Origin of the sequence: Massilia antarctica, from assembly GCF_015689335.1 — a bacterium.
Lineage (GTDB): Bacteria > Pseudomonadota > Gammaproteobacteria > Burkholderiales > Burkholderiaceae_D > Telluria_A > Telluria_A antarctica.
In genome coordinates this window covers 2,244,795-2,265,075 of record NZ_CP065053.1, presented here as the reverse complement: position 1 = coordinate 2,265,075, position 20,281 = coordinate 2,244,795, and the positions used below count along the sequence as shown (strand labels likewise).

Here is a 20,281-nt window from a genome sequence, read left to right as displayed (position 1 = left end):
GGGCGCGCCTCAGTTCACGACCGGCTCCGGGTCCGGCTCCGTCTTGCCGATCTGGTACCAGTCGACCTTGCGGGTAGCGACCATGACCGCGCCCAGCACCGCGAACAGCAGGATACTGCCCAGCACCAGCGCATTATTCTCCGAGCTCAGCAAGCCATACAGCGCGCCGTAGAGCACGGTCAGCGCCACGCCGAAGCCCAGTCCGCGCACCCGGTTGCGCAGCACGAAACTGAGGTAAAACCCCAGCAGCAGGATGCACGCCGTGCTGGCGATCAGATACGCCACGACGAAGCGGATATGTTCCGACAAGCCCACCAGCAGCAGGAAGAACAGCACCAGCGCCAGTCCGACCAGCAGGTACTGGATCGGGTGAATCGGCAAGCGCTTGAGGATTTCAAAGACAAAGAACGCGGCAAAGGTCAGCGCCACGAACAGCAGACCGTACTTGGTGGCGCGCTCGGCCAGGGAATACACATTCACCGGTTCGATGAAGGCCACGCTGAAGCGGTCGGGGCGGCTATCGGTCGCGGCTGCGGCGACGCGCTCGGCCTGCGTGGGGTTCGCGTCCACCGCGCTGCCCTCCTGCAGGGCGCGCAACTGCTGCTGGGTGGCGGTCGACAGCGAGGAGATCGACCAGTTGGCGCTGAAGCCCTCGTCGGTGATGCTGCGGTCCTTGGTCGACGGCAGGAAACGGCCGCCGAATTGCGGGTGCGGCCACTTCGACGTCAAGGTGATCCGGTTATTGCGCGCGACGGGCGCAAAATGCTGGCGTTCGATGCCATCGAGGTCCAGGTTGAACGCGAAGTTGATGCGGCCGCTCTGCTCCATGTCCATGGGCGGCAGATCGGCATGCAAGCCGCTGCCGAGGGCGACGCTGCCGCTTCCTTGCTGAAATTCGATCGGCTGCTTGCCCCAGATGATGGTCGGAATATTCCGAATGCCGCGCACGTCCTCGATCCCGAGCGCGATGCTGGCCTGGCCGACGGTAATGCGCGAGAGCGAATTGGCGCGCGGCAGGGACGACTTGAGCGGCAGGTCGAAGTCGCCCGACAGCGCGTGCTGGCCGCTGAAATACAAAACCCGGTGGATGCCGCGGTAACGGTAATCGGTATCGAAGCGGCCATTGATGGTCAACTGCTTGGGAAACACCAGGTGCACCCGGCTGACCGAGCGGCGCACGGTTTCGGGCTTGCTGGCGGCATCGCTGGTGGCCGGCACGATCACATCGAATTCATCGGTGTAGGGAATGACCATGACGGGACCGATGATCGACTGTTCGCGCACCGAGTCGGCGGCGATGCTGGCCACGGCCTGGGCGCGGAACTCGGCGCGGTCGCTGATGGTGCCCTGGATCATCGCCAACAACAGGCAGATCACAAGGGTGAGCGCCAGGATGGCGAGTATTTTGTACAGCAGTGTTTTTTGCATGAAGGCTCCCGATTGGTGGTGGAGCCAGTGTAGGGAGCGTATATGCGCTGCAGATGCGCTGCGTGTGAAGTCGCCCGCATGAAAATATCCCAACCGGGGTCAGCAACTAAACCGGGGTCTGACCTCTGATTAGCAACGTTTTTGTTGCTAATCAGAGGTCAGACCCCGGTCAGGAAACCAAGACGATGGGCAGGTGCAGCATGGCGCAGACGCCGTGCGGCTCGATGTTGTCGACCGTTACCCGGCCGCCGTGCAGCGCCATCACTTCGCGCACGAACGGCAGGCCCAGGCCCGTGCTTTTGGCGCCGTCCGGCCGCGGCAGCGAGTAGAAACGCTCGAACAGCCGCTCGCGCGCGAACTCGGGAATCCCACTCCCGCAGTCGCTCACGCTGATCACCGTTTCATCGCCCATTTGCTCGCCCCGCAAGGTAATGATTGCACCGGCTGGCGAAAAATCGATCGCGTTGTCGAGCAGGTTGCCGACCGCCTGGCGCAGCAGCAGCGCATCGCCCTTCACGATCAGCTTGTCGATGCGGGCGTCCAGGGTCAGGCCGCGCGCCAGCAGCCGCGCCGACACATCGGCCCGCACCTGGTCTGCCAGCTCGCGCAAGGATACCGGCTCCGGGGCGCTCAGGCGCTGCTGCTTTTCCACGCGGATCAGCGCCAGCAGCTTGTCGATCAGCTGCTTCTGGCGCAAATTCTGGTTCAGGATATTGCCGAGAAAATGCTGGCGCTCGGCGGCCGGCATGTCTTCCTGCATCAGTTCGGCCGATCCCTGGATCGCCGCGATCGGGCTCTTGAGCTCGTGCGCCAGGGTGTGCATCAGTTCTTCCACGTATTCCTTGCCTTCGAGCTTGTTGCGCATCGCTTCGAGCGCGCGCCCCAAGGTGCCGATCTCGTTCTTGCCCAGCGCCGGCAGGGTGGCTTTGCGACCGGCCTCGACATCGGCGATATACACCATCAGGGTGCGCAGGGCGCGGTTGAGCCACCAGGCAAAGGCGACCCCGATCAGGAGCGACAGCGCCAGCAGCACGGCGCCGCGCTGCAGGATGATGCGCTGGCTGCGCTCGACGAAGGGTTGCACGGTCGAGACCGGCTTGGCGACGGTCAGCACGCCGATGATGCGCTCGCCGTCCATGATGGGCGCGGCCACGTGCATCACGGCGCTGGTGTCGTCGCTGCCGGCGCCGCGCGTGCTGCGCGCACCGTACCCGCCGCGCAGGGTGAGGTAGACATCGTTCCACAGCGAGTAATCCTGGCCCACGTCCTTGCCGCTCGAATCGAAGGTGACCCTCCCCTGCTGGTCGGTGATGTAGACCCGGTAGTTCAGGCTGCGCTTGTTCAAGCCATCGATCTGGACATCCACATGGCGCCTGGCGACATTCTGGATGCGCGCGAGTATCTGCGAGTCGTTCACCTTGCCGGCCTTGACATCGTCGGCCACCACGTCGGCCAGCAAGTGGGCGGTATCGACCAGGGTGTCTTCGAGGGTGGAGCGCACACCGGGCTTGACCTGGGCCACGAACACATTGAGCAAGAACCACGCGGCCAGCCCGACGATCAGAAAGTAGCCGAGCAGGATGCGCAGGCCTATCCTCATGCGCCGGCCAGACTGTAGCCCATGCCGCGGTGAGTCTGGATCGGGTCGTCGCCGGGGTCGACCTGGCGCAGCTTGGCGCGCAGCGACTTGACGTGGGCGTCGACGGTGCGCTCGAGCGTGTCGGGCGAATCGGCCCAGACCCGGTCCATCAGCTGCGCGCGCGAGAGCACGTGGCCGGGACGCTCGCACAGGGCCTTGAGCAGCAGGTATTCGTAGCGGGTCAGGTCGAGCACCTGGCCGCAGTACAGGATGCGCGCCTGGGGCGCGCGGATGTCGAAGCGGCCGGCCGGCGCGGCGGCGTGTGGCGCCAGGCGGCGCAGCACGACGCGGATGCGCGCCACCAGTTCGCGCGGCGAAAACGGCTTGGTGACGTAATCGTCGGCGCCGATTTCGAGTCCGACGATGCGGTCGATCTCGTCGCTGCGCGCGGTCAGGAAGATCACCGGGGCATTGCAGAACTGGCGCAGCTGGCGGCACACCTCGAAGCCATTCATGTCGGGCAGGCCGACGTCGAGCACCACCAGCGCCGGCAGGTCGGCCGGGTCGGCGCCGTGCATCGCTTGCAGCGCCTGGGCGCCCAGGGTCACGTGGCGCGCCACGAAGCCATCGGTGCGCAGGGCATAGGCGATGCTGTCGGCGATGGCCAGTTCATCTTCCACAATCAGGATCGTTACAGGCATGCGTTTGGCGTTCATCGTGGTCATGGCGACAGTATCGGGGGCAGGTGCAGGCCAGTCAACCGGCTGCCTACGGCCACGCCCGGCCCGTGCGCCGTGCTTGTCGGAAAATTTTACAGAAGCTCAAGGGATTTCTGAACGAAAAATCCTAAGCCGATGATACCAAACGTTAATTTCCAAATGGTATGTTTTTTGCTTGATATCCATGCCATCTTAATCAAACCATAAGAAAGAATATCGTGTCAGCTAAATCGCTCTTCACGTTCGCCCTCCTTGCCTCGGCCTGCATTACCAGCGCCCACGCGACCATTCTGACCACCACCTCGCGCGGCGTGATCAGCAGCGTCTACCAGAATACCCTGGACGAATTCGGGCCGGGCGACCTGGTCGGCAAGCGCTACCAGATGACCCTGACGTTCGCCGATACGGGCGCCACCCACGACCATTACCTGACCCAGTACGACGGCCTGTATGGCTTGAATGTGTTCAGCGCCAGCATCACCGTCGACGGCGTGACGCGCGACTACCGCCGCACCGGGCACTTCCAGCAGCAGACCGCCAACGGCGCCTCGGCCGGCAGTGGGTGGGGATCGGACCAGGCCTTCGCCGGCGTGAACTGGACCACGCGCGAGGAAAGCATGTATGCCTACCACGGCATCGAATCGGTGCAGCACTTTTTCGCCGGCGCCAACGCCAGCCTGACCACGCCTTTCTCGACCACGGTGCGGCCCGACCTGTACGACTACACGATGAAGCAGGCGCAGTTCGGCTACAACGACGTGCTTACGGGCCGCTCCACGGTGTTCTATGCCGATATCGAGGAGTTTTCGATGAGCACCGTCGCGGCGGTGCCGGAACCGGTCGGCTTGGACTTGCTGGGACTGGGCGCGCTGGCGATGCTGGGCGCACGCAGGCGCACGCGCCAGCCGGCCTGACCGGGATCAAGGTGGCGCGCCCGGGCCGATGGTGCGCTCGAGCAACTTGAAGAGGGCGCCGTAGAATTTCTCGCGGTTATCTTCATGGTAAATGCCATTGCCCTCTTTTTCCAGGATCATCCACTCGACTTCCTTGTTCGCGTCCTTGAGCGCCTTGTACATCTTGCGGCCATGCGCGATCGGCACGCGCCGGTCCCATTCGCCGTGGGCCAGCAGCACCGGCGCCGTGATGCGCGCGGCGTTCTTGAGCGGCGAGACTTGGTCGAAGGCCTGTTTGTCACGTCCTGCCCCGCCCATCAGGATATTCATTTGCAAGCGTCCGGTCGCCCTCGCATTGACGTCGGAATCGCCCTTGAGCATGTACGCAATATCGCTGACGCCGGCAAAACTGGCGCCGCAGCGGTATAACTCGGGCGTCTTGACCAGTCCCCACATCGCGGCATAGCCGCCATAGCTGGCGCCATAAATGCAGATGCGCTTCGGATCGGCATGCCCCTGCTCCACCAGCCAGCGCACCCCATCGCTGATATCGTCCTGCATCGCGAGTCCCCATTGGCCATAGCCGGCCTGCATGAAGGCCTTGCCGAAGCCCGAAGAACCGCGGAACTGCGGCTGAAGGACGGTGTAGCCGCGCGCGGCCAGCATTTGCACTTCGGCATTGTAGGTCCAGCTGTCGCGTGCGGCAGGGCCGCCGTGGATCAGGATCACCGCCGGCTTGATCGCGCCCGTTTTGGCCGGCAAGGTCAGGTAGGCCGGGATGCTCAGGCCGTCGCGCGCGGCGTAGCGCACGATCTGCACCGGCCGCATGGCCGCGACGTCGATCTCGGGCTTGGCCGACGCCACCTTGCGCATGGTCGCGCTGGGCACATCGAGCAAGAGCCATTGGCCGGGGTCGGTATCGCTGACGGAATAGATCAATAGCTTGCTGGTCAGCTTGCCCTCGATAACGTTGAGACGGTCAGGCAAGGCGGCATCGACGCTTTTCTGCATGGCCGCCCAGGCCGGATCGAACCATTCGAACGATGGCTTCATGCCGGCAGTGGCGACCAGGCGGAACGAACCGTCTTGTTCGGTGTCGGGAACATAGATATCCTGGGTCGGGTGGCCGGCCAGCATCTCGGTAATAGTACGGGTTTCCAGGCTGTAGCGGAAATACGCTCGGGTGTCGCGCCCCTGACGCGACTGGACCACCAGCGATTTCTGGTCGCTGGCCAGGTTCTCCGGCCACCAGAAGTCGTCCTCATAGTTAAAGGTGACCAGCTTTTCCCAAGGTTTGTCCTGGCTTGCGCGATACCAGTGGGTGAATGTGGTGCTGTCCGACCAGAACGCCGTGCTGATAGTGGTCACCACGCGGGCGTCGCCATTGGCGTCGAATACCCACCACACCGGCTTGCCGGGCATGTGAAAATTGACCAGCTCCGACTCATCCTTCTCGATCGTGATGCGGGCGGCGTAGGTGGGTTCGTAATACCGTTTGACCAGAATGCGCGCCCTGCCCGCACTGTCGGGCGTGACATTGCCGACGTAGCGGCTGCCGATAAAGAGGATGTAGCGGCCGTCCAGATCGACCATCTTCACGCCCTCGTCGGTATCGACGGCCAGGTAAGTGTCGTTGACCCAGCGCGCTTCGCTCGGGTTGGTCATGGTGCCGCGCTTGATCTCGACGAAGCGCGGCGTCAGGGTCGCCGTATCCATCAGCACCAGCTTGCTGGCCTCGCCCTTGCGCGCGATCGCGGCGATATGCTTGCCGTCGGGCGAGAGCTCCATCGACAGGTAGGCCGGAATACGCAATGCCTCCTTGATGCCGAGCACGGGCGCGTCGGCCAGGCAGGGAACGGCGGCCAGGGAGAGCAGCAGAAGCGAGGAGTGCAGCAGTGTTCGAAAGACGGAAGCGGTCATGAAGGCGGGTCGTTGGGTGCCAGCGCAAAGGGGCGGCGGTCAGGGCGGCACAGTATAGACTTGCACATGCGGCACAGCAATCAATGTGGCGTGGCGAATGCTGAAAAAATGACAATGCAAACGCATCAGGGCCGGGTCCGTTCGCTAATAGCGAACTCGCCCGGCCCTGACTCGCCCGCGCACATCAGTGCGCCGGCGGCAATACCGCAATGATTATTGCAGTTTGATTTCGACGTCGACGCCAGCTGGCAGATCCAGCTTCATCAGCGCGTCAACGGTCTTGTCCGTTGGGTCCACGATGTCCATCAGACGCTGGTGCGTACGGATTTCGAACTGGTCGCGCGAGGTTTTGTTGACGTGCGGCGAACGCAGGACGTCAAAACGCTGGATGCGGGTTGGCAGTGGGACTGGGCCTTTGACAACAGCGCCGGTACGCTTGGCGGTATCAACGATTTCCAGTGCGGACTGGTCGATCAGCTTGTAGTCGAACGCTTTGAGGCGAATGCGGATTTTCTGGTTTGGTGCGGACATGGTAATTCCCTTAAAAAGAACGAACCGGCGTTGAACCGGCAATATGAATTTTTTGCTTGGGCACATCAGGCAAGAAAGCAAGTATACCTGCTTTCCTGCCCTTGACTACGAATTACTTACCAGCGACTTCGCTGAGAATCTTCGCAACAACACCTGCACCAACGGTACGGCCACCTTCGCGGATCGCGAAACGCAGGCCTTCTTCCATCGCGATCGGGTTGATCAGCTTGACGGTGATCGACACGTTATCGCCTGGCATAACCATTTCTTTGTCCGCTGGCAACTCGATCGAACCAGTCACGTCCGTAGTACGGAAGTAGAACTGTGGACGATAGTTGTTGAAGAACGGGGTGTGACGGCCGCCTTCGTCTTTCGACAGGACATAGATCTCACCGGTGAAGTGATTGTGCGGCTTGATCGAGTTCGGCTTCGCCAGAACCTGACCACGCTGTACGTCTTCACGCTTGGTGCCGCGCAGCAGCAGACCGACGTTGTCGCCGGCTTGACCCTGGTCCAGCAGCTTGCGGAACATTTCCACGCCGGTGCAAGTGGTCTTGACGGTGTCGGAGATGCCGACGATTTCGATTTCTTCGCCGACTTTAACAACACCGCGCTCGATACGGCCGGTCACAACGGTACCGCGACCCGAGATCGAGAACACGTCTTCCACAGGCATCAGGAAGGCGCCGTCGATTGCGCGCTCTGGCGTTGGGATGTAGGTGTCCAGCGCTTCGGCCAGGGCCATGATCGCCACTTCGCCCATTTCGCCGGTGTTGCCTTCGAGGGCCATACGTGCCGAACCCTTGATGATTGGCAGGTCGTCGCCTGGGAACTCGTATTTCGACAAGAGCTCACGCACTTCCATTTCAACCAGTTCCAGCAGTTCTGCGTCGTCGACCAGGTCGCACTTGTTCAGGAACACGATGATGTAAGGAACGCCAACCTGGCGTGCCAGCAAGATGTGCTCGCGGGTCTGTGGCATTGGGCCGTCAGCTGCGGAGCAAACCAGGATCGCGCCGTCCATCTGTGCTGCGCCGGTGATCATGTTCTTGATGTAATCGGCGTGGCCTGGGCAGTCAACGTGAGCGTAGTGGCGGTTAGCCGTTTCGTACTCGACGTGAGCGGTGTTGATGGTGATGCCGCGCGCTTTTTCTTCTGGTGCTGCATCGATCTGGTCGTATGCTTTTGCTTCGCCGCCGAATTTCTTCGACAGAACGGTAGCGATCGCAGCCGTCAGAGTGGTTTTACCGTGATCGACGTGACCGATGGTGCCCACGTTGACGTGCGGCTTGGTCCGTTCGAATTTACCTTTTGCCATTTTGAATTTCCTTTAAAGACTATTTTTACAATTTTTGTTCGATGATCAGGGCCGCACTTATGGCGCGGCCCTGACTGAATTACTTGGCTTTTGCGGTGACGATTGCGTCAGTCACGTGCTTAGGCGCTTCCGAATAGTGCTTGAATTCCATCGTGTAGGTAGCACGGCCTTGCGTTGCGGAACGCAGCGAGGTCGAGTAACCAAACATTTCGGACAGTGGCACTTCGGCTTTGATGATCTTGCCGCCGCCGCCTGGAATCTCGTCCATGCCCTGCACCATACCGCGGCGGGACGACAGATCGCCCATCACGGTACCGGCGTAGTCTTCCGGCGTTTCCACTTCCACGGCCATCATCGGCTCGAGGATGACTGGCGATGCTTTACGGCAGCCATCTTTGAATGCCATCGAAGCGGCCATCTGGAACGCGTTTTCGTTCGAGTCCACATCGTGGTACGAACCGAAGAACAAGGTCACCTTGACGTCGACCACTGGGTAACCCGCCATCACGCCGGCGTTCAAGGTACCGCGCACACCCTTTTCAACCGCAGGGATGTATTCGCGTGGAACGGTGCCGCCCTTGATCGCGTCGACGAATTCGAAACCTTTACCGGCTTCTTGCGGCTCGATCTTCAGGACAACGTGACCGTACTGACCACGACCGCCCGACTGCTTGACGAACTTGCCTTCGGATTCTTCGCACACCTTGCGGATCGTTTCGCGGTAAGCCACTTGTGGCTTGCCGACGGTCGCTTCGACGCCGAATTCGCGCTTCATGCGGTCAACGATAATTTCCAGGTGCAACTCGCCCATACCACCGATGATGGTCTGGCCCGATTCTTCATCGGTTTTCACGCGGAACGAAGGATCTTCCTGTGCCAGGCGGTTCAGTGCCAAGCCCATTTTTTCCTGGTCAGCCTTGGTTTTTGGCTCAACAGCTTGTTGAATCACCGGCTCAGGGAAGACCATTTTTTCCAGGGTGATGATCGACGATGGATCGCACAGGGTTTCGCCCGTGGTCGCGTCTTTCAGGCCGACCGCGGCGGCGATATCGCCGGCGTGGACTTCCTTGATTTCTTCGCGCTGGTTAGCGTGCATCTGCAAAATACGGCCAAGACGCTCTTTCTTGTTCTTGATCGGATTGTAGACGGTGTCGCCCGACTTGATCATGCCCGAGTAGACGCGGAAGAAGATCAGCTGGCCCACGAATGGGTCGGTCATGATCTTGAATGCCAGCGCCGAGAATTTCTCGGTGTCTTCCGCTTTACGCGTGGTCGGCTGGTCATCTTCGTCCATGCCCTTGACTGGCGGGATGTCGACTGGCGATGGCAGGTATTCGATCACACCGTCGAGCATGGCTTGCACGCCCTTGTTCTTGAACGCGGTGCCGCACATCATCGGGACGATTTCCGAAGCGATCGTACGCTGACGCAGGGCAGCCTTGATCTCTTCTTCCGACAGATCGCCTTCTTCCAGGTACTTGTTCATCAGTTCGTCGTTCGCTTCGGCAGCGGTTTCGACCAGCTTCAGACGCCACTCGGCAGCCTGCTCTTGCAGTTCAGCAGGAATGTCGCGGTAGTCGAATTTCATGCCCTGCGACGCGTCGTCCCAGTAGATGGCTTTCATCTTGACCAGATCGACCACGCCCTTGAAGTTGTCTTCGGCGCCGATAGGAATCTGCAGCGGAATCGGGTTCGCCTTCAGGCGAGCGCGCATCTGCTCGTAGACCTTGAAGAAGTTGGCGCCGGTACGGTCCATCTTGTTCACGAAGGCCAGACGTGGCACTTTGTATTTATTAGCCTGGCGCCATACGGTTTCCGACTGTGGCTGAACACCGCCCACTGCGCAGTAAACCATGCAGGCACCGTCGAGCACGCGCATCGAGCGTTCAACTTCAATGGTGAAGTCAACGTGGCCCGGGGTGTCGATGATGTTGATGTGGTGCTCAGGGAAATTGTTAGCCATCCCTTTCCAGAAGCAGGTCGTCGCAGCCGAGGTAATCGTGATACCGCGCTCTTGCTCTTGCTCCATCCAGTCCATGGTGGCCGCGCCATCATGCACTTCGCCGATCTTGTGGTTCACGCCCGTGTAGAACAGGACGCGCTCGGTCGTGGTGGTCTTGCCAGCATCGATGTGAGCCGAGATACCGATATTGCGGTAGCGCTCAATGGGGGTCTTGCGTGCCATAATTATTCCTAAATCTTTTAATGGACAAAACCGAGCGGCATTTTGTGAACAAAATGAGCCCGGCCTCGAACAACAGATACATGGCCGCGCCCGCGGCCTGCACAATGTGCAAACCTGGGCGCGGCCAATTGATTAGAAGCGGAAATGCGAGAACGCTTTGTTCGCTTCTGCCATGCGGTGAACTTCATCCCGCTTCTTCATAGCACCACCGCGCATTTCAGCGGCTTCCATCAATTCACCACCGAGGCGTTGCGGCATGGATTTTTCGCTGCGCTTGTTTGCGGCTTCGCGCAACCAACGCATGGACAGCGCCATACGACGAACCGGACGAACCTCAACTGGCACCTGGTAGTTGGCACCACCGACGCGGCGGGACTTAACCTCGACCATCGGCTTGGCATTGTTGATCGCGGTTGCAAACACTTCGAGCGGGTCCTTGCCGGACTTTTGCTTGATGTGCTCAAATGCACCGTAGATGATGTTTTCTGCAACCGATTTTTTACCGGACAGCATCAGTACGTTGACGAATTTGGCGACATCTTGGTTACCGAACTTTGGATCTGGCAAGATTTCGCGCTTGGGTACTTCACGACGACGTGGCATATCAATTCCTTCCTATCTTCAGTTGAGCGCGCGGTGCGCACTCGCGGAGGCCATCATAGCCATCCACTTACTCGACCATTACGGTCGGTTCAACTCGTTAAACTTCTAGTGAAAGCGGGGCGAAAAATTACTTCTTGCCTGCTTTAGCGCGCTTCGTACCGTACTTCGAACGAGCTTGCTTACGGTCTTTGACGCCCTGGGTATCCAGTGCACCGCGAACCATGTGGTAACGCACACCCGGCAAATCTTTTACACGACCGCCGCGCAGCAGCACGACACTGTGTTCTTGCAGGTTGTGGCCTTCACCGCCGATGTACGAAATGACTTCGAAACCGTTGGTCAGGCGAACTTTGGCGACTTTACGCAGAGCCGAGTTTGGCTTCTTTGGAGTCGTCGTATACACACGGGTGCAAACACCACGTTTTTGCGGGCTGTTTTCCAGCGCCGGCGATTTGCTTTTCACGGTCAGAGCGACACGTGGATTGCGAATCAGTTGATTGATGGTTGGCATCGTTATAAATCCAACAAAATTACAACATGAATAACCCGGACAAGCTGTCCGGGGACTGAAACGGAGTCCCGACAAGGACTACGCAGGAGAGGCACCGACAGCCGCCCTGCGAGGAGCGGCGCTGAATGCGTAAACAATGCGCAGAATAAAATCGAGAACTCGCGAGTATAGACGCGATGTGCCAGGCAGTCAAACAGTTTAACGCTTGGCAATGCGGATGTGGGGCGATGATGCTAGCGAAACGGGGCAAGTGTGGCGGGGGTGAGACAGTGCTTAACCGCCGCTGACTCGTCGTTTCTGGCAGTGCCAGAAACGACGAAACATATTCCGAGGTACTGAACCTGAACCTGACTATTACAGCTTGTCAGCCGCCGCCTTCATGCGGTCCGCGCGCGCGTCCGAACCCGGGTGGCTCGCCATCAGGTTGCTGCCGCCCTTTTCCATCTTGGCCAGCTTGCGGAAGGCCGATTCCATGGCGCGCACATCATACTTGTGCTTCTGCATGAACTTGAAGCCATAGTCATCCGACGAAGTCTCGTCCGACTGCGAGAACTGCGCATTGCCGAACGCCTTGATGGTTTCTTCATTGGCGGCGACCATGCCGCCCACCTGGTTGCCGCTCGCGCCCGCCGCCTTGGTACCGGCCGACAGCAACAGCGCCTTCTTCATCTGCGACGCCGCATGGCCGAGCTTGGCGTGGCCGATTTCATGGCCGATCACGCCGCGCAGCTCGTCGTCGCTCATCAGATCCATCAGGGCCGAGTAAATCCGGATGCTGCCGTCCGGCGTGGCAAACGCATTCACGTCGCCCGACTGGTAGACCGCGAAGTTCAGCTTCAGGCCATCTTCATTTTCCAGGCCCTTGGTCAGCATCTCCAGGCGCTTGGCGTACTTGCTGCCGGCCGGCGCGACTTTTTCTTCCTTGTCCATCTGGCGCATCATCAGGCGCGAGCCGTCCATCACTTCCTTGTCGCTGATGGTGGCGGCCTTGGCCAGGTCCTTGCCCGCGCCCAGCATGCCGCCGAGGTCGATCGCCGAAGCGGTCCCTGCGGTCAGGATGGACATGGTCAGCGCGGCAATACGAATTGTGGATGTCATGGGGTTGCTCTCATTCAGGTTATTAGTATTAAAACATTGCCATTGTAACAGCAAGCAGCATCATCCATTGCGTCCGGCACCACAAACTTACAATCAAGACAACACCTTGCCGCATCGAATATTTGGCAGGAAGAACTAAAAACCCGGGATAATGGCCAATTTTGCTGGACCACGTTTCCCTGATGCGACATCTGCTGCGCCCTGCCCCGCTCTACCTGCTGCTGACGTACGCGGCACTGTCAGCCGTCCCCTTCTTCCCCATGCTGCTGGGCAGGCGGCTCGACCGTCCGTGGCAGGTACTCGGCATGGAAGCGGTGGCCTGGGTGGCGGTGTGGGCGCTGTTCAAGCGTCCCGCCTGGTTCCACTGGCTGCTGATCCCGGCCTTCCTGGCCCTGCCGACCGAAATCTACCTGTTCAGTTTTTACGGACAGAGCATGTCGACCCACCATCTGGGCATCATTGCCGAAACCAGTCCCAAGGAAGCGCTCGAATTTCTCGGCAACACAGTCTGGCTGATGCTGGCCGTCATGGCGGCAGTCGTCGCCTGGTGGATCACCAGCTTCCAGGCGGCCCGCCGCGCCCGCGAACTGGACTGGGACGACAGCTCGCGCTGGCTCACCCTGGGCTTGCTGGCCATCGGCGCCGTCCTGGCAGCGTACGGCTACGAATTTGGCATCGCTCCGCGCGCCGCCGCGGCAAACGCGGCCTCGAAGGCGGCGCCGGCCAGCGCCAGCGCGTCCGCCGCGGGCGCAAGACACACAGGCTGGACCTCCCCGCCCTTGCCGCGCTGGGCCGTGCTGCCGCTCGAATTCGACGCGTTCGCGCAAACCTGGCCCTTCGGCATCACGGCGCGCGGCGTCGACTTCTACAAGGAACGCAAGCACCTGGCCGAACTGGTCCAGCGCAACAGCCACTTCCGCTTCGGCGCGCGCCAGGCCACGCCCGATGCGCAGCCCGAAATCGTGGTGATGGTGATCGGCGAATCGTCGCGCTTCGACCGCTGGCGCCTGAACGGCTATGCGCGCGACACCAATCCCCTGCTCGGCAAGGAAGCCAATCTGGTCACCCTGCCCGACGTGATCACGTCGGTGTCGGCCACGCGCCTGTCGGTGCCGGTGATGATCTCGCGCAAACCGGCCATCAAGAGCCTCAAGGACGGCTTCGCCGAAAAATCCTTCCTGACGGCGTACAAGGAAGCCGGCTTCAAAACGTACTGGCTGTCGAACCAGATCTCGTTCGGCCAATTCGACACGCCCGTCTCGGTCTTTGCCAAGGAAGCGGACGTGATCCAGTTCCTCAACCTGGGCGGCTTTACCAACAACTCCAATTTCGACGAGATCCTGTTCGACCCGCTGCGCCGCGCCATTGCCGACCCGGCGCCGAAAAAGCTGATCGTGCTGCACTCCCTGGGCAGCCACTGGAACTACAGCCAGCGCTACCCGAAACAGTTCGACCGCTGGCAGCCATCGCTGTTCGGCATCGACAAGCCGGCCTACACCGACCTGGCGCTCAAGACCGAGCTCAATAACAGCTACGACAGCAGCATCTTGTATACCGACTGGTTCCTGGCCAACGTGGTCAAGCAGCTGAAGGAGTCGCAGCAGCGCAGTACGATGCTGTACGTGTCCGACCACGGCCAGACCTTGTACGACAACAGCTGCAAGCTGGCCTTCCACGGCCACAATACCCAGTACGAATTCCACGTGCCGGCGCTGCTCTGGTATTCGGACCAGTACCTGGCGCGCTATCCGGACAAGGTGGCGCAGCTGCGGCGCCACGGCCAGGAGCGCCTGGCGACCGAGAACATGTTCCACACCCTGCTCGACCTGGCCGACATCCGCTACCCCGGCGAGCGCCTGGAATGGAGCTTCGTGAACCCGGGCTTCAAGGTACACAAACGCTACGTCGACAGCTACGGCTGGAGCGACTACGACAATGCCACTTTCAAAGGCGACTGCCGCGAAGTGATCGACAAGGGCACGCCGCTCAAGCGCGAAAAATAAGGAAAGACAATGAGCCAAACCATCGAAACCGGATTCAAGCTGCTGTTGTGGTATCTCGCCGCGACTTTCATCGCCACCCAGCTCTGGCTGGTGCTCGAACCGCCGCAGGCGCACGTGCCGGGCGGCCTGTTCATGGTGCTCTCGCCGCTGGGACCTTTTGTATGGATCAAGGCGATCCTGGAAGGCCGGGCCTCGGCCGCCAACGTGATTGCGCTGCTGATCGTGGTAGCGGCGCTGGCTGTCGGCACCTGGCATTCGCTGCGCAAGCGCGCCGGATGACGACGGCCGGCGCGTGAGTCAAGACGCCGCCTTGCCTGTGCCATCAGCCGCCAGCACGCCATCGCAATCGCCCGGATGCGCCAGGTAGCCATTGAGCCAGTCGAACACCCTGCCCGCGCGCGCTTCGATGGCCGGGCCGAAGCCGCGCTGCGCCAGCAGGGCGATGCCGTTGGTGTGCGCCAGCACGCCCGCTTCCAACGCCAGCCGGCCAGCGCCGTCGAGGCGCACGCACAGGGGCGCGAGCCGGTGCGCCAGCAGGGACGCCAGCACCAGGTTGTGCGACGAGACGATCACCAGCCCCTTGGCCGCCAGCACATCGAGCACCGAGGCCGCCGCCGATACCGATTCGAGGTGATTGGTGCCTCGGAAAATCTCGTCGATGATGCAGATGCCGGGGTGCGGCCCATCGGCCGCCGCCAGCAGTTCCTGCGCGCGCCGCAGTTCGGCCATGTACAGGCTCTCGCCGCCAAACAGCGAATCCTCGCTCTGCATGCTGGTGTAGACCGGCAGGTCCGGCACCCTGGCGCGCTGCGCGTAGCAAAAGCCGAAGGCGCGCGCGGTCACCAGGTTCACGCCCACGGTGCGCAGCAAGGTGCTCTTGCCGATCCCGTTCTGGCCCGAGATGAAGGCGCCGCCGCCATCGATCCTGACCGACAGCGCCTGCGCCCGCGGCAGCAGCGGATGCACGGTCCCCTCCAGCGCCAGCGCGTCGTGCGCATGGCGCTCGGCCCAGCACAGCGCGGGCGCATCGAGCAGATGGCGCGCCAGCGCGATATCGGCTTCCAGCTCGCCCACCCGCGCAAAGCACGCGCGCAGAAAATCCAGGTTGGCGTGCACCAGCCGCACGCCCTTGTAATAGTGGTTCACGTTGTCGAGCATGAACCAGTCCAGGTAAGTGCGCGCCCCGGGCGTCATCTGCACCACCGGCGCGCGCGACAGCTGGCGATTGAGCTTGCCCGCCGCCGCGGCCGGGCCGGCGAACGGCAGCAGCAACGCATCCTCGCGCCCGCCCAGGATGCTCGACACCCGCAGCAGCATCTGCAGCGCGTTCATCGACAGGTCCCACTCGTCCACCCGTGCGTAATAGCGCATCTGGGTGCTCATTAATATGTACGCGACCACGCCGGTGGCCAGCCACGCGGCCGGCGTGACGATGACGGCGGCGATCGACGCCAGCAGCAGGATCGGCAGCGGCCAGGTCTTGCCCACCCACCAGGGCGCGCACGGCGCTTCATCCTCGAACAGCAAGGTGGCGATCTCCTTGTCCGCATGGCGCAGCGAGGTGCAGTCGCGGTGCAGCGCGGCCAGGCGCTCCGGATCGCGCATCAGGTCGCGCACACGCTCGCCCACGGCGGCGCAGGCATCGTCGTCCAGCCCCGCGCGCAGGCGCCGGTACAGCACCTGCTGGCCGAAGATGCTCACTTCTTTCGATAACTGCGCGCGGTAGGTATCGAGCAGCAGGTCCTTCCAGGTTGGATCATCGAGCGCGCCGCGCGCCGGATCGGCGCACAGCCGGTGCAGCTGCGCCAAGTCGCCCGCGACGAAACCGTAATCGACCGGCTCCCTGTCGGGAATGAGGAGGAACGCGCGCAAGCGGGCTGCAACTTGGGTCCACACGGCGGACATTTTCGATACGAACGCGGACATGCTGCCTTTCTGGCCTGCGGCCGCGCGGGGATCGCACAACCTGCCCGCCAGATGTGGATAAATTGACAAAATGCAAGTCCACACTGTCCGGGCACTGTCCATACAAGGCGTCCGGACGGCGCGGACAGTCCCCGCGCAAAGGAGAAATTTTATATAAATCAGCTACTTAACAATTGGCACGCTTCCTGCATTGCTGTTGCTATTTACTGTTCAGACAACAACCATGATCCGAGATACCTCTTCCCAGGACACGACCATCAGCGCAGCGCCCGCGCACAAGGCAAAACGCCGCATCCTCGCCGCCGTGCTGGCCGTGGGCGCGCTGGGCGGCGCGGCGCTGCTGCTGTCCGCCTGGCGCACCAGCGAGCATGCGGTCAGCGCGGCGCGCCTGCGCGTGGCCGAGGTCGCGCGCGGCACCCTGGTGCGCGACGCTGCGGTCAACGGCCGCGTGGTGGCCGCCGTCAGCCCCACCCTGTACGCCAGCGCGCCGGCCACGGTCACGCTCAAGGTGGCCGCCGGCGACACCGTGAAAAAAGGCCAGGTCCTGGCGCTGCTCGAATCGCCCGACCTGTCGGATGCGCTCAAACGCGAGCAATCGAGCTACCAGCAGCTCGAAGCGGAAGTGGCGCGCCAGCGCATCCTGGCCAAAAAACAAAAACTGCTGGCCCAGCGCGAAGCCGACACCGCCGAAATCGACCGCCTGTCGGCCCAGCGCACCCTGGAGCGCTACGACAGCGTGGTCCAGGAAGGCATCATCGCCAAGATCGACTATCAAAAGGCCAGGGACGCGCTCAATTCGGCCGGCATCCGCGCGCGCCACGCATCCCAGGCGGCCGTGCTGGAGGGCGACGACGTCGGCCTGGCCTTGCAAACCAAGGTGGCCGAACTCGATCGCCAGCGCCTGTCGATGGCCAACGCCCAGCGCCGCGTGGATGAACTGAGCGTGCGCGCCCCGGTCGACGGCTTCATCGGCACCTTGTCGGTGCAAAACCGCAGCGTGGTGGCGGCCAACGCCGCCCTCATGACCCTGGTCGACCTGTCGCGCCTCGAAGTCGAACTCGAAGTGCCGGAAACCTATGTCGACGACATGGGCCTGGGCATGCGCGCCGAGATCGCGCTCGGCGGCGCCACCGCCAGCGGCACCTTGTCGGCCCTCTCGCCCGAAGTCGTCAAGAACCAGGTGCTGGCGCGGGTGCGCTTCGACGGCGCCCAGCCCAAGGGCCTGCGCCAGAGCCAGCGCGTCAGCGCGCGCCTGCTGATCGAAGAAAAGCGCGACGTCATCCTGCTGCCGCGCGGCCCCTTCGTCGAGAGCGAAGGCGGCCGCTTCGCCTACGTCATGCAGGACGGCGTGGCTGTGCGCACCCCGATCAAGCTCGGTGCCACCAGCGTGTCGTCGGTCGAAATCCTGGCGGGCCTGAAACCGGGCGACAAGGTCGTCATCGCCGGCACCGACGCCTTCGCCAACGCCGCGCGCGTCTCGATTAACAACTGATCAATCACTGATTTCCAACGAAAGGACATTCCATGCTGCGCATGACCAATCTGAGCAAGGTATACCGCACCCACATGATCGAAACGCACGCGCTGCGTGGCTTCGAGATTCACGTCGGCCAAGGCGAATTCGTCACCGTCACCGGCCCTTCCGGCTCCGGCAAGACCAGTTTCTTGAACATCGCCGGCCTGCTCGAAGAATTCACCGACGGCGAGTACGTGCTCGATGGCGTCAACGTCAAGGGCATGGACGACAATGCCCGCTCGCGCCTGCGCAACGAAAAGCTGGGCTTCATCTTCCAGGGTTTCAACCTGATTGCCGACCTGTCCCTGTTCGACAACGTCGACGTGCCGCTGCGCTACCGGGGCTTCAACGCCGCCGAACGCAAGGAGCGCATCGAAGACGCACTATCGAAGGTGGGGCTGGCCTCGCGCATGAAACACTACCCGGCCGAACTGTCGGGCGGCCAGCAGCAGCGCGTGGCGATCGCGCGCGCGCTGGCCGGCTCGCCCAAGCTGCTGCTGGCCGATGAACCAACCGGCAATCTGGACACGCAAATGGCGCGCGGCGTGATGGAACTGCTCGAGGACATCAACGCCCGCGGCACCACCATCCTGATGGTGACCCATGACCCGGAACTGGCGGTGCGCGCGCAGCGCAATGTGCACATCATCGACGGCCAGGTATCGGACCTGGTGCGCAAACCCTCCACCCTGGCCGGCGCCAAAGCGTCCAGCCAGGCCGCCTGAGGAGACACCATGTTTTCGTATTACTTCATGCTGGGCGTGCGCAGCCTGCGCCGCAATCCGGCCCTGACCGCGCTGATGGTGCTCACCTTGGCCATCGGCGTGGCGGCCAGTGTGTCGACCCTGACCATTTTGCACGTCATGTCGAGCAACCCGATTCCGCAAAAAAGCGAGCGCCTGTTCGTGCCGAAGATCGACAACGGCCCGCTCGAGGGCTTCAATCCCCAGGGCGAGGACCGCAGCGATCCGCAATCGACCTACATCGACGCCGCCAATTTCCTCAAGAGCGGCCAGGGCGAGCGGCGCACGGTACTGTACAGCGTGTCCGCGCCGCTCGAACCCGAGCGCAAGGACTTGCCGGTCATGGCGGTCAAGGGCCTTGCCCTGACGCGCGATTTTTTCCCGATGATGGAGGTGCCCTTCCTGCACGGCCAGCCCTGGAGCGAAGCGGACGAACGCGCCGGCGCCGATGTGGTGGTACTGAGCCTGGCGCTGGCCGAGAAGCTGTTCGGCGCGGCCGACCCGGTCGGCAAGCGCATCCGCCTGATGGACGCGCAATTCCAGGTGGTGGGCGTGCTCAAACCGTGGCGGCCGGTGCCGAAGTTTTATAAATTGATTGGCGGCGGCAGCTTCGGCGTGGAGGAAGAGATCATCCTTCCCTTCGCCACCGCGCTGCGCCACGAGACGAGCCCCGAGGGCAGTGTCAGTTGCCGCGGGCGCGCCGAACCGGGCTGGCAGGGCTTCCTCGATTCGGAATGCACCTGGCTGCAGGTGTTCTTCGAAACCAGGACCGGCGCGGACCGCGCCGGGCTGCAGGATTACCTGGACAACTATGCGGCCGAACAGCGCAAGCTGGGACGCCTCAAACGCAAGCAGCCGAACCGGCTGTTCGACGTCATGCAGTGGCTCGAATTTCGCAAGGTGGTCGCCAACGACAGCCGCCTGTCGGCCTGGCTGGCGTTCGGCTTCCTGCTGCTTTGCCTGGTCAACACGGTCGGCCTGCTGCTGGCCAAATTCTCGGTGCGTGCTTCCGAGGTCGGCATCCGGCGCGCGCTGGGCGCCTCGCGCAGGGAAATCTTCCGCCAGTTCCTGACCGAGACCGCGGTGATCGGCCTGGCCGGCGGCGTGCTCGGACTGGTGCTGGCTTTCGGCGCGCTGGCCCTGATCGGCATGCAATCGAAGCAGTTGAAGGTCGCCGCCCACATGGACTGGCAAATGCTTGGCCTGACGGTCCTGATGTCACTCGGCGCGGCCATGCTGGCCGGCCTGCTGCCGACCTGGCGCGCCTGCCAGGTCACCCCAGCGATGCAACTCAAATCGCAGTAACAT

The 20,281-nt window shown here is 62.1% G+C and carries 17 protein-coding genes; 6 read left to right on the top strand and 11 right to left on the bottom strand.

Annotated features, from left to right (window positions below):
- Positions 1 to 9 precede the first annotated feature (9 nt).
- From creD to creB, 3 genes are all read right to left on the bottom strand, one after another.
- Positions 10 to 1,428: a cell envelope integrity protein CreD gene (creD, locus tag IV454_RS10245; protein WP_206091384.1), complete on the bottom strand. Its 1,419-nt coding sequence runs from the start codon at positions 1,426 to 1,428 to the stop codon at positions 10 to 12.
- Between the two features lie 169 nt (positions 1,429 to 1,597).
- Complete coding sequence (gene creC, locus IV454_RS10240) at positions 1,598 to 3,028, bottom strand: two-component system sensor histidine kinase CreC (protein WP_206091383.1); 1,431 nt, start codon at positions 3,026 to 3,028, stop codon at positions 1,598 to 1,600.
- A complete protein-coding gene (gene creB, locus IV454_RS10235; protein WP_206091382.1) occupies positions 3,025 to 3,732 on the bottom strand; it encodes a two-component system response regulator CreB in 708 nt (235 codons plus the stop codon). The genes creC and creB overlap by 4 nt, the downstream gene beginning before the upstream one ends.
- Positions 3,733 to 3,944: 212 nt before the next feature.
- On the opposite strand from creB, the gene IV454_RS10230 reads away from it, so the two are divergent.
- Positions 3,945 to 4,640, top strand: coding sequence for a hypothetical protein (locus IV454_RS10230; protein ID WP_206091381.1), 696 nt, complete (start codon positions 3,945 to 3,947; stop codon positions 4,638 to 4,640).
- 6 nt (positions 4,641 to 4,646) lie between these two features.
- Here the strand turns inward: IV454_RS10230 and IV454_RS10225 are convergent, their stop codons facing one another.
- From IV454_RS10225 to IV454_RS10195, 7 genes are all read right to left on the bottom strand, one after another.
- A complete protein-coding gene (locus IV454_RS10225; protein WP_206091380.1) occupies positions 4,647 to 6,539 on the bottom strand; it encodes a S9 family peptidase in 1,893 nt (630 codons plus the stop codon).
- 213 nt (positions 6,540 to 6,752) lie between these two features.
- Entirely contained in the window at positions 6,753 to 7,070 is a 318-nt protein-coding gene (gene rpsJ / locus IV454_RS10220; RefSeq protein WP_005663509.1) for a 30S ribosomal protein S10, read from the bottom strand.
- A 112-nt stretch (positions 7,071 to 7,182) separates the two neighbouring features.
- Positions 7,183 to 8,388, bottom strand: a complete 1,206-nt coding sequence (tuf, locus tag IV454_RS10215; protein ID WP_054265806.1) for an elongation factor Tu — start codon at positions 8,386 to 8,388, stop codon at positions 7,183 to 7,185.
- Positions 8,389 to 8,467: 79 nt separating this feature from the next.
- Positions 8,468 to 10,573: an elongation factor G gene (fusA, locus tag IV454_RS10210; protein WP_054265805.1), complete on the bottom strand. Its 2,106-nt coding sequence runs from the start codon at positions 10,571 to 10,573 to the stop codon at positions 8,468 to 8,470.
- Between the two features lie 132 nt (positions 10,574 to 10,705).
- A complete protein-coding gene (gene rpsG, locus IV454_RS10205) occupies positions 10,706 to 11,176 on the bottom strand; it encodes a 30S ribosomal protein S7 (protein ID WP_054265804.1) in 471 nt (156 codons plus the stop codon).
- Positions 11,177 to 11,303: 127 nt separating this feature from the next.
- Positions 11,304 to 11,687, bottom strand: coding sequence for a 30S ribosomal protein S12 (gene rpsL / locus IV454_RS10200; RefSeq protein WP_025603541.1), 384 nt, complete (start codon positions 11,685 to 11,687; stop codon positions 11,304 to 11,306).
- Between the two features lie 354 nt (positions 11,688 to 12,041).
- The gene (locus tag IV454_RS10195) at positions 12,042 to 12,785 is read right to left on the bottom strand and encodes a M48 family metalloprotease (RefSeq protein ID WP_206091379.1); all 744 of its coding nucleotides are present in this window, start codon (positions 12,783 to 12,785) and stop codon (positions 12,042 to 12,044) included.
- A 182-nt stretch (positions 12,786 to 12,967) separates the two neighbouring features.
- Here IV454_RS10195 and IV454_RS10190 point away from each other — a divergent pair, with 182 nt between their 5' ends.
- A complete protein-coding gene (locus IV454_RS10190; RefSeq protein WP_206091378.1) occupies positions 12,968 to 14,788 on the top strand; it encodes a phosphoethanolamine transferase in 1,821 nt (606 codons plus the stop codon).
- A gap of 9 nt (positions 14,789 to 14,797) precedes the next feature.
- Positions 14,798 to 15,067, top strand: coding sequence for a hypothetical protein (locus IV454_RS10185; protein WP_206091377.1), 270 nt, complete (start codon positions 14,798 to 14,800; stop codon positions 15,065 to 15,067).
- Between the two features lie 18 nt (positions 15,068 to 15,085).
- Here the strand turns inward: IV454_RS10185 and IV454_RS10180 are convergent, their stop codons facing one another.
- Entirely contained in the window at positions 15,086 to 16,714 is a 1,629-nt protein-coding gene (locus IV454_RS10180; protein WP_229522169.1) for a MutS-related protein, read from the bottom strand.
- 223 nt (positions 16,715 to 16,937) lie between these two features.
- Between IV454_RS10180 and IV454_RS10175 the strand changes: the two genes are divergently transcribed.
- Genes IV454_RS10175 through IV454_RS10165 form a run of 3 tightly spaced genes read left to right on the top strand, consistent with a single transcriptional unit; the run spans position 16,938 to position 20,278 of the window.
- Entirely contained in the window at positions 16,938 to 18,206 is a 1,269-nt protein-coding gene (locus IV454_RS10175; RefSeq protein ID WP_206091376.1) for an efflux RND transporter periplasmic adaptor subunit, read from the top strand.
- Between the two features lie 32 nt (positions 18,207 to 18,238).
- Positions 18,239 to 18,955, top strand: coding sequence for an ABC transporter ATP-binding protein (locus IV454_RS10170; protein ID WP_054265800.1), 717 nt, complete (start codon positions 18,239 to 18,241; stop codon positions 18,953 to 18,955).
- A gap of 9 nt (positions 18,956 to 18,964) precedes the next feature.
- The gene (locus tag IV454_RS10165; RefSeq protein ID WP_206091375.1) at positions 18,965 to 20,278 is read left to right on the top strand and encodes an ABC transporter permease; all 1,314 of its coding nucleotides are present in this window, start codon (positions 18,965 to 18,967) and stop codon (positions 20,276 to 20,278) included.
- Positions 20,279 to 20,281 lie beyond the last annotated feature (3 nt).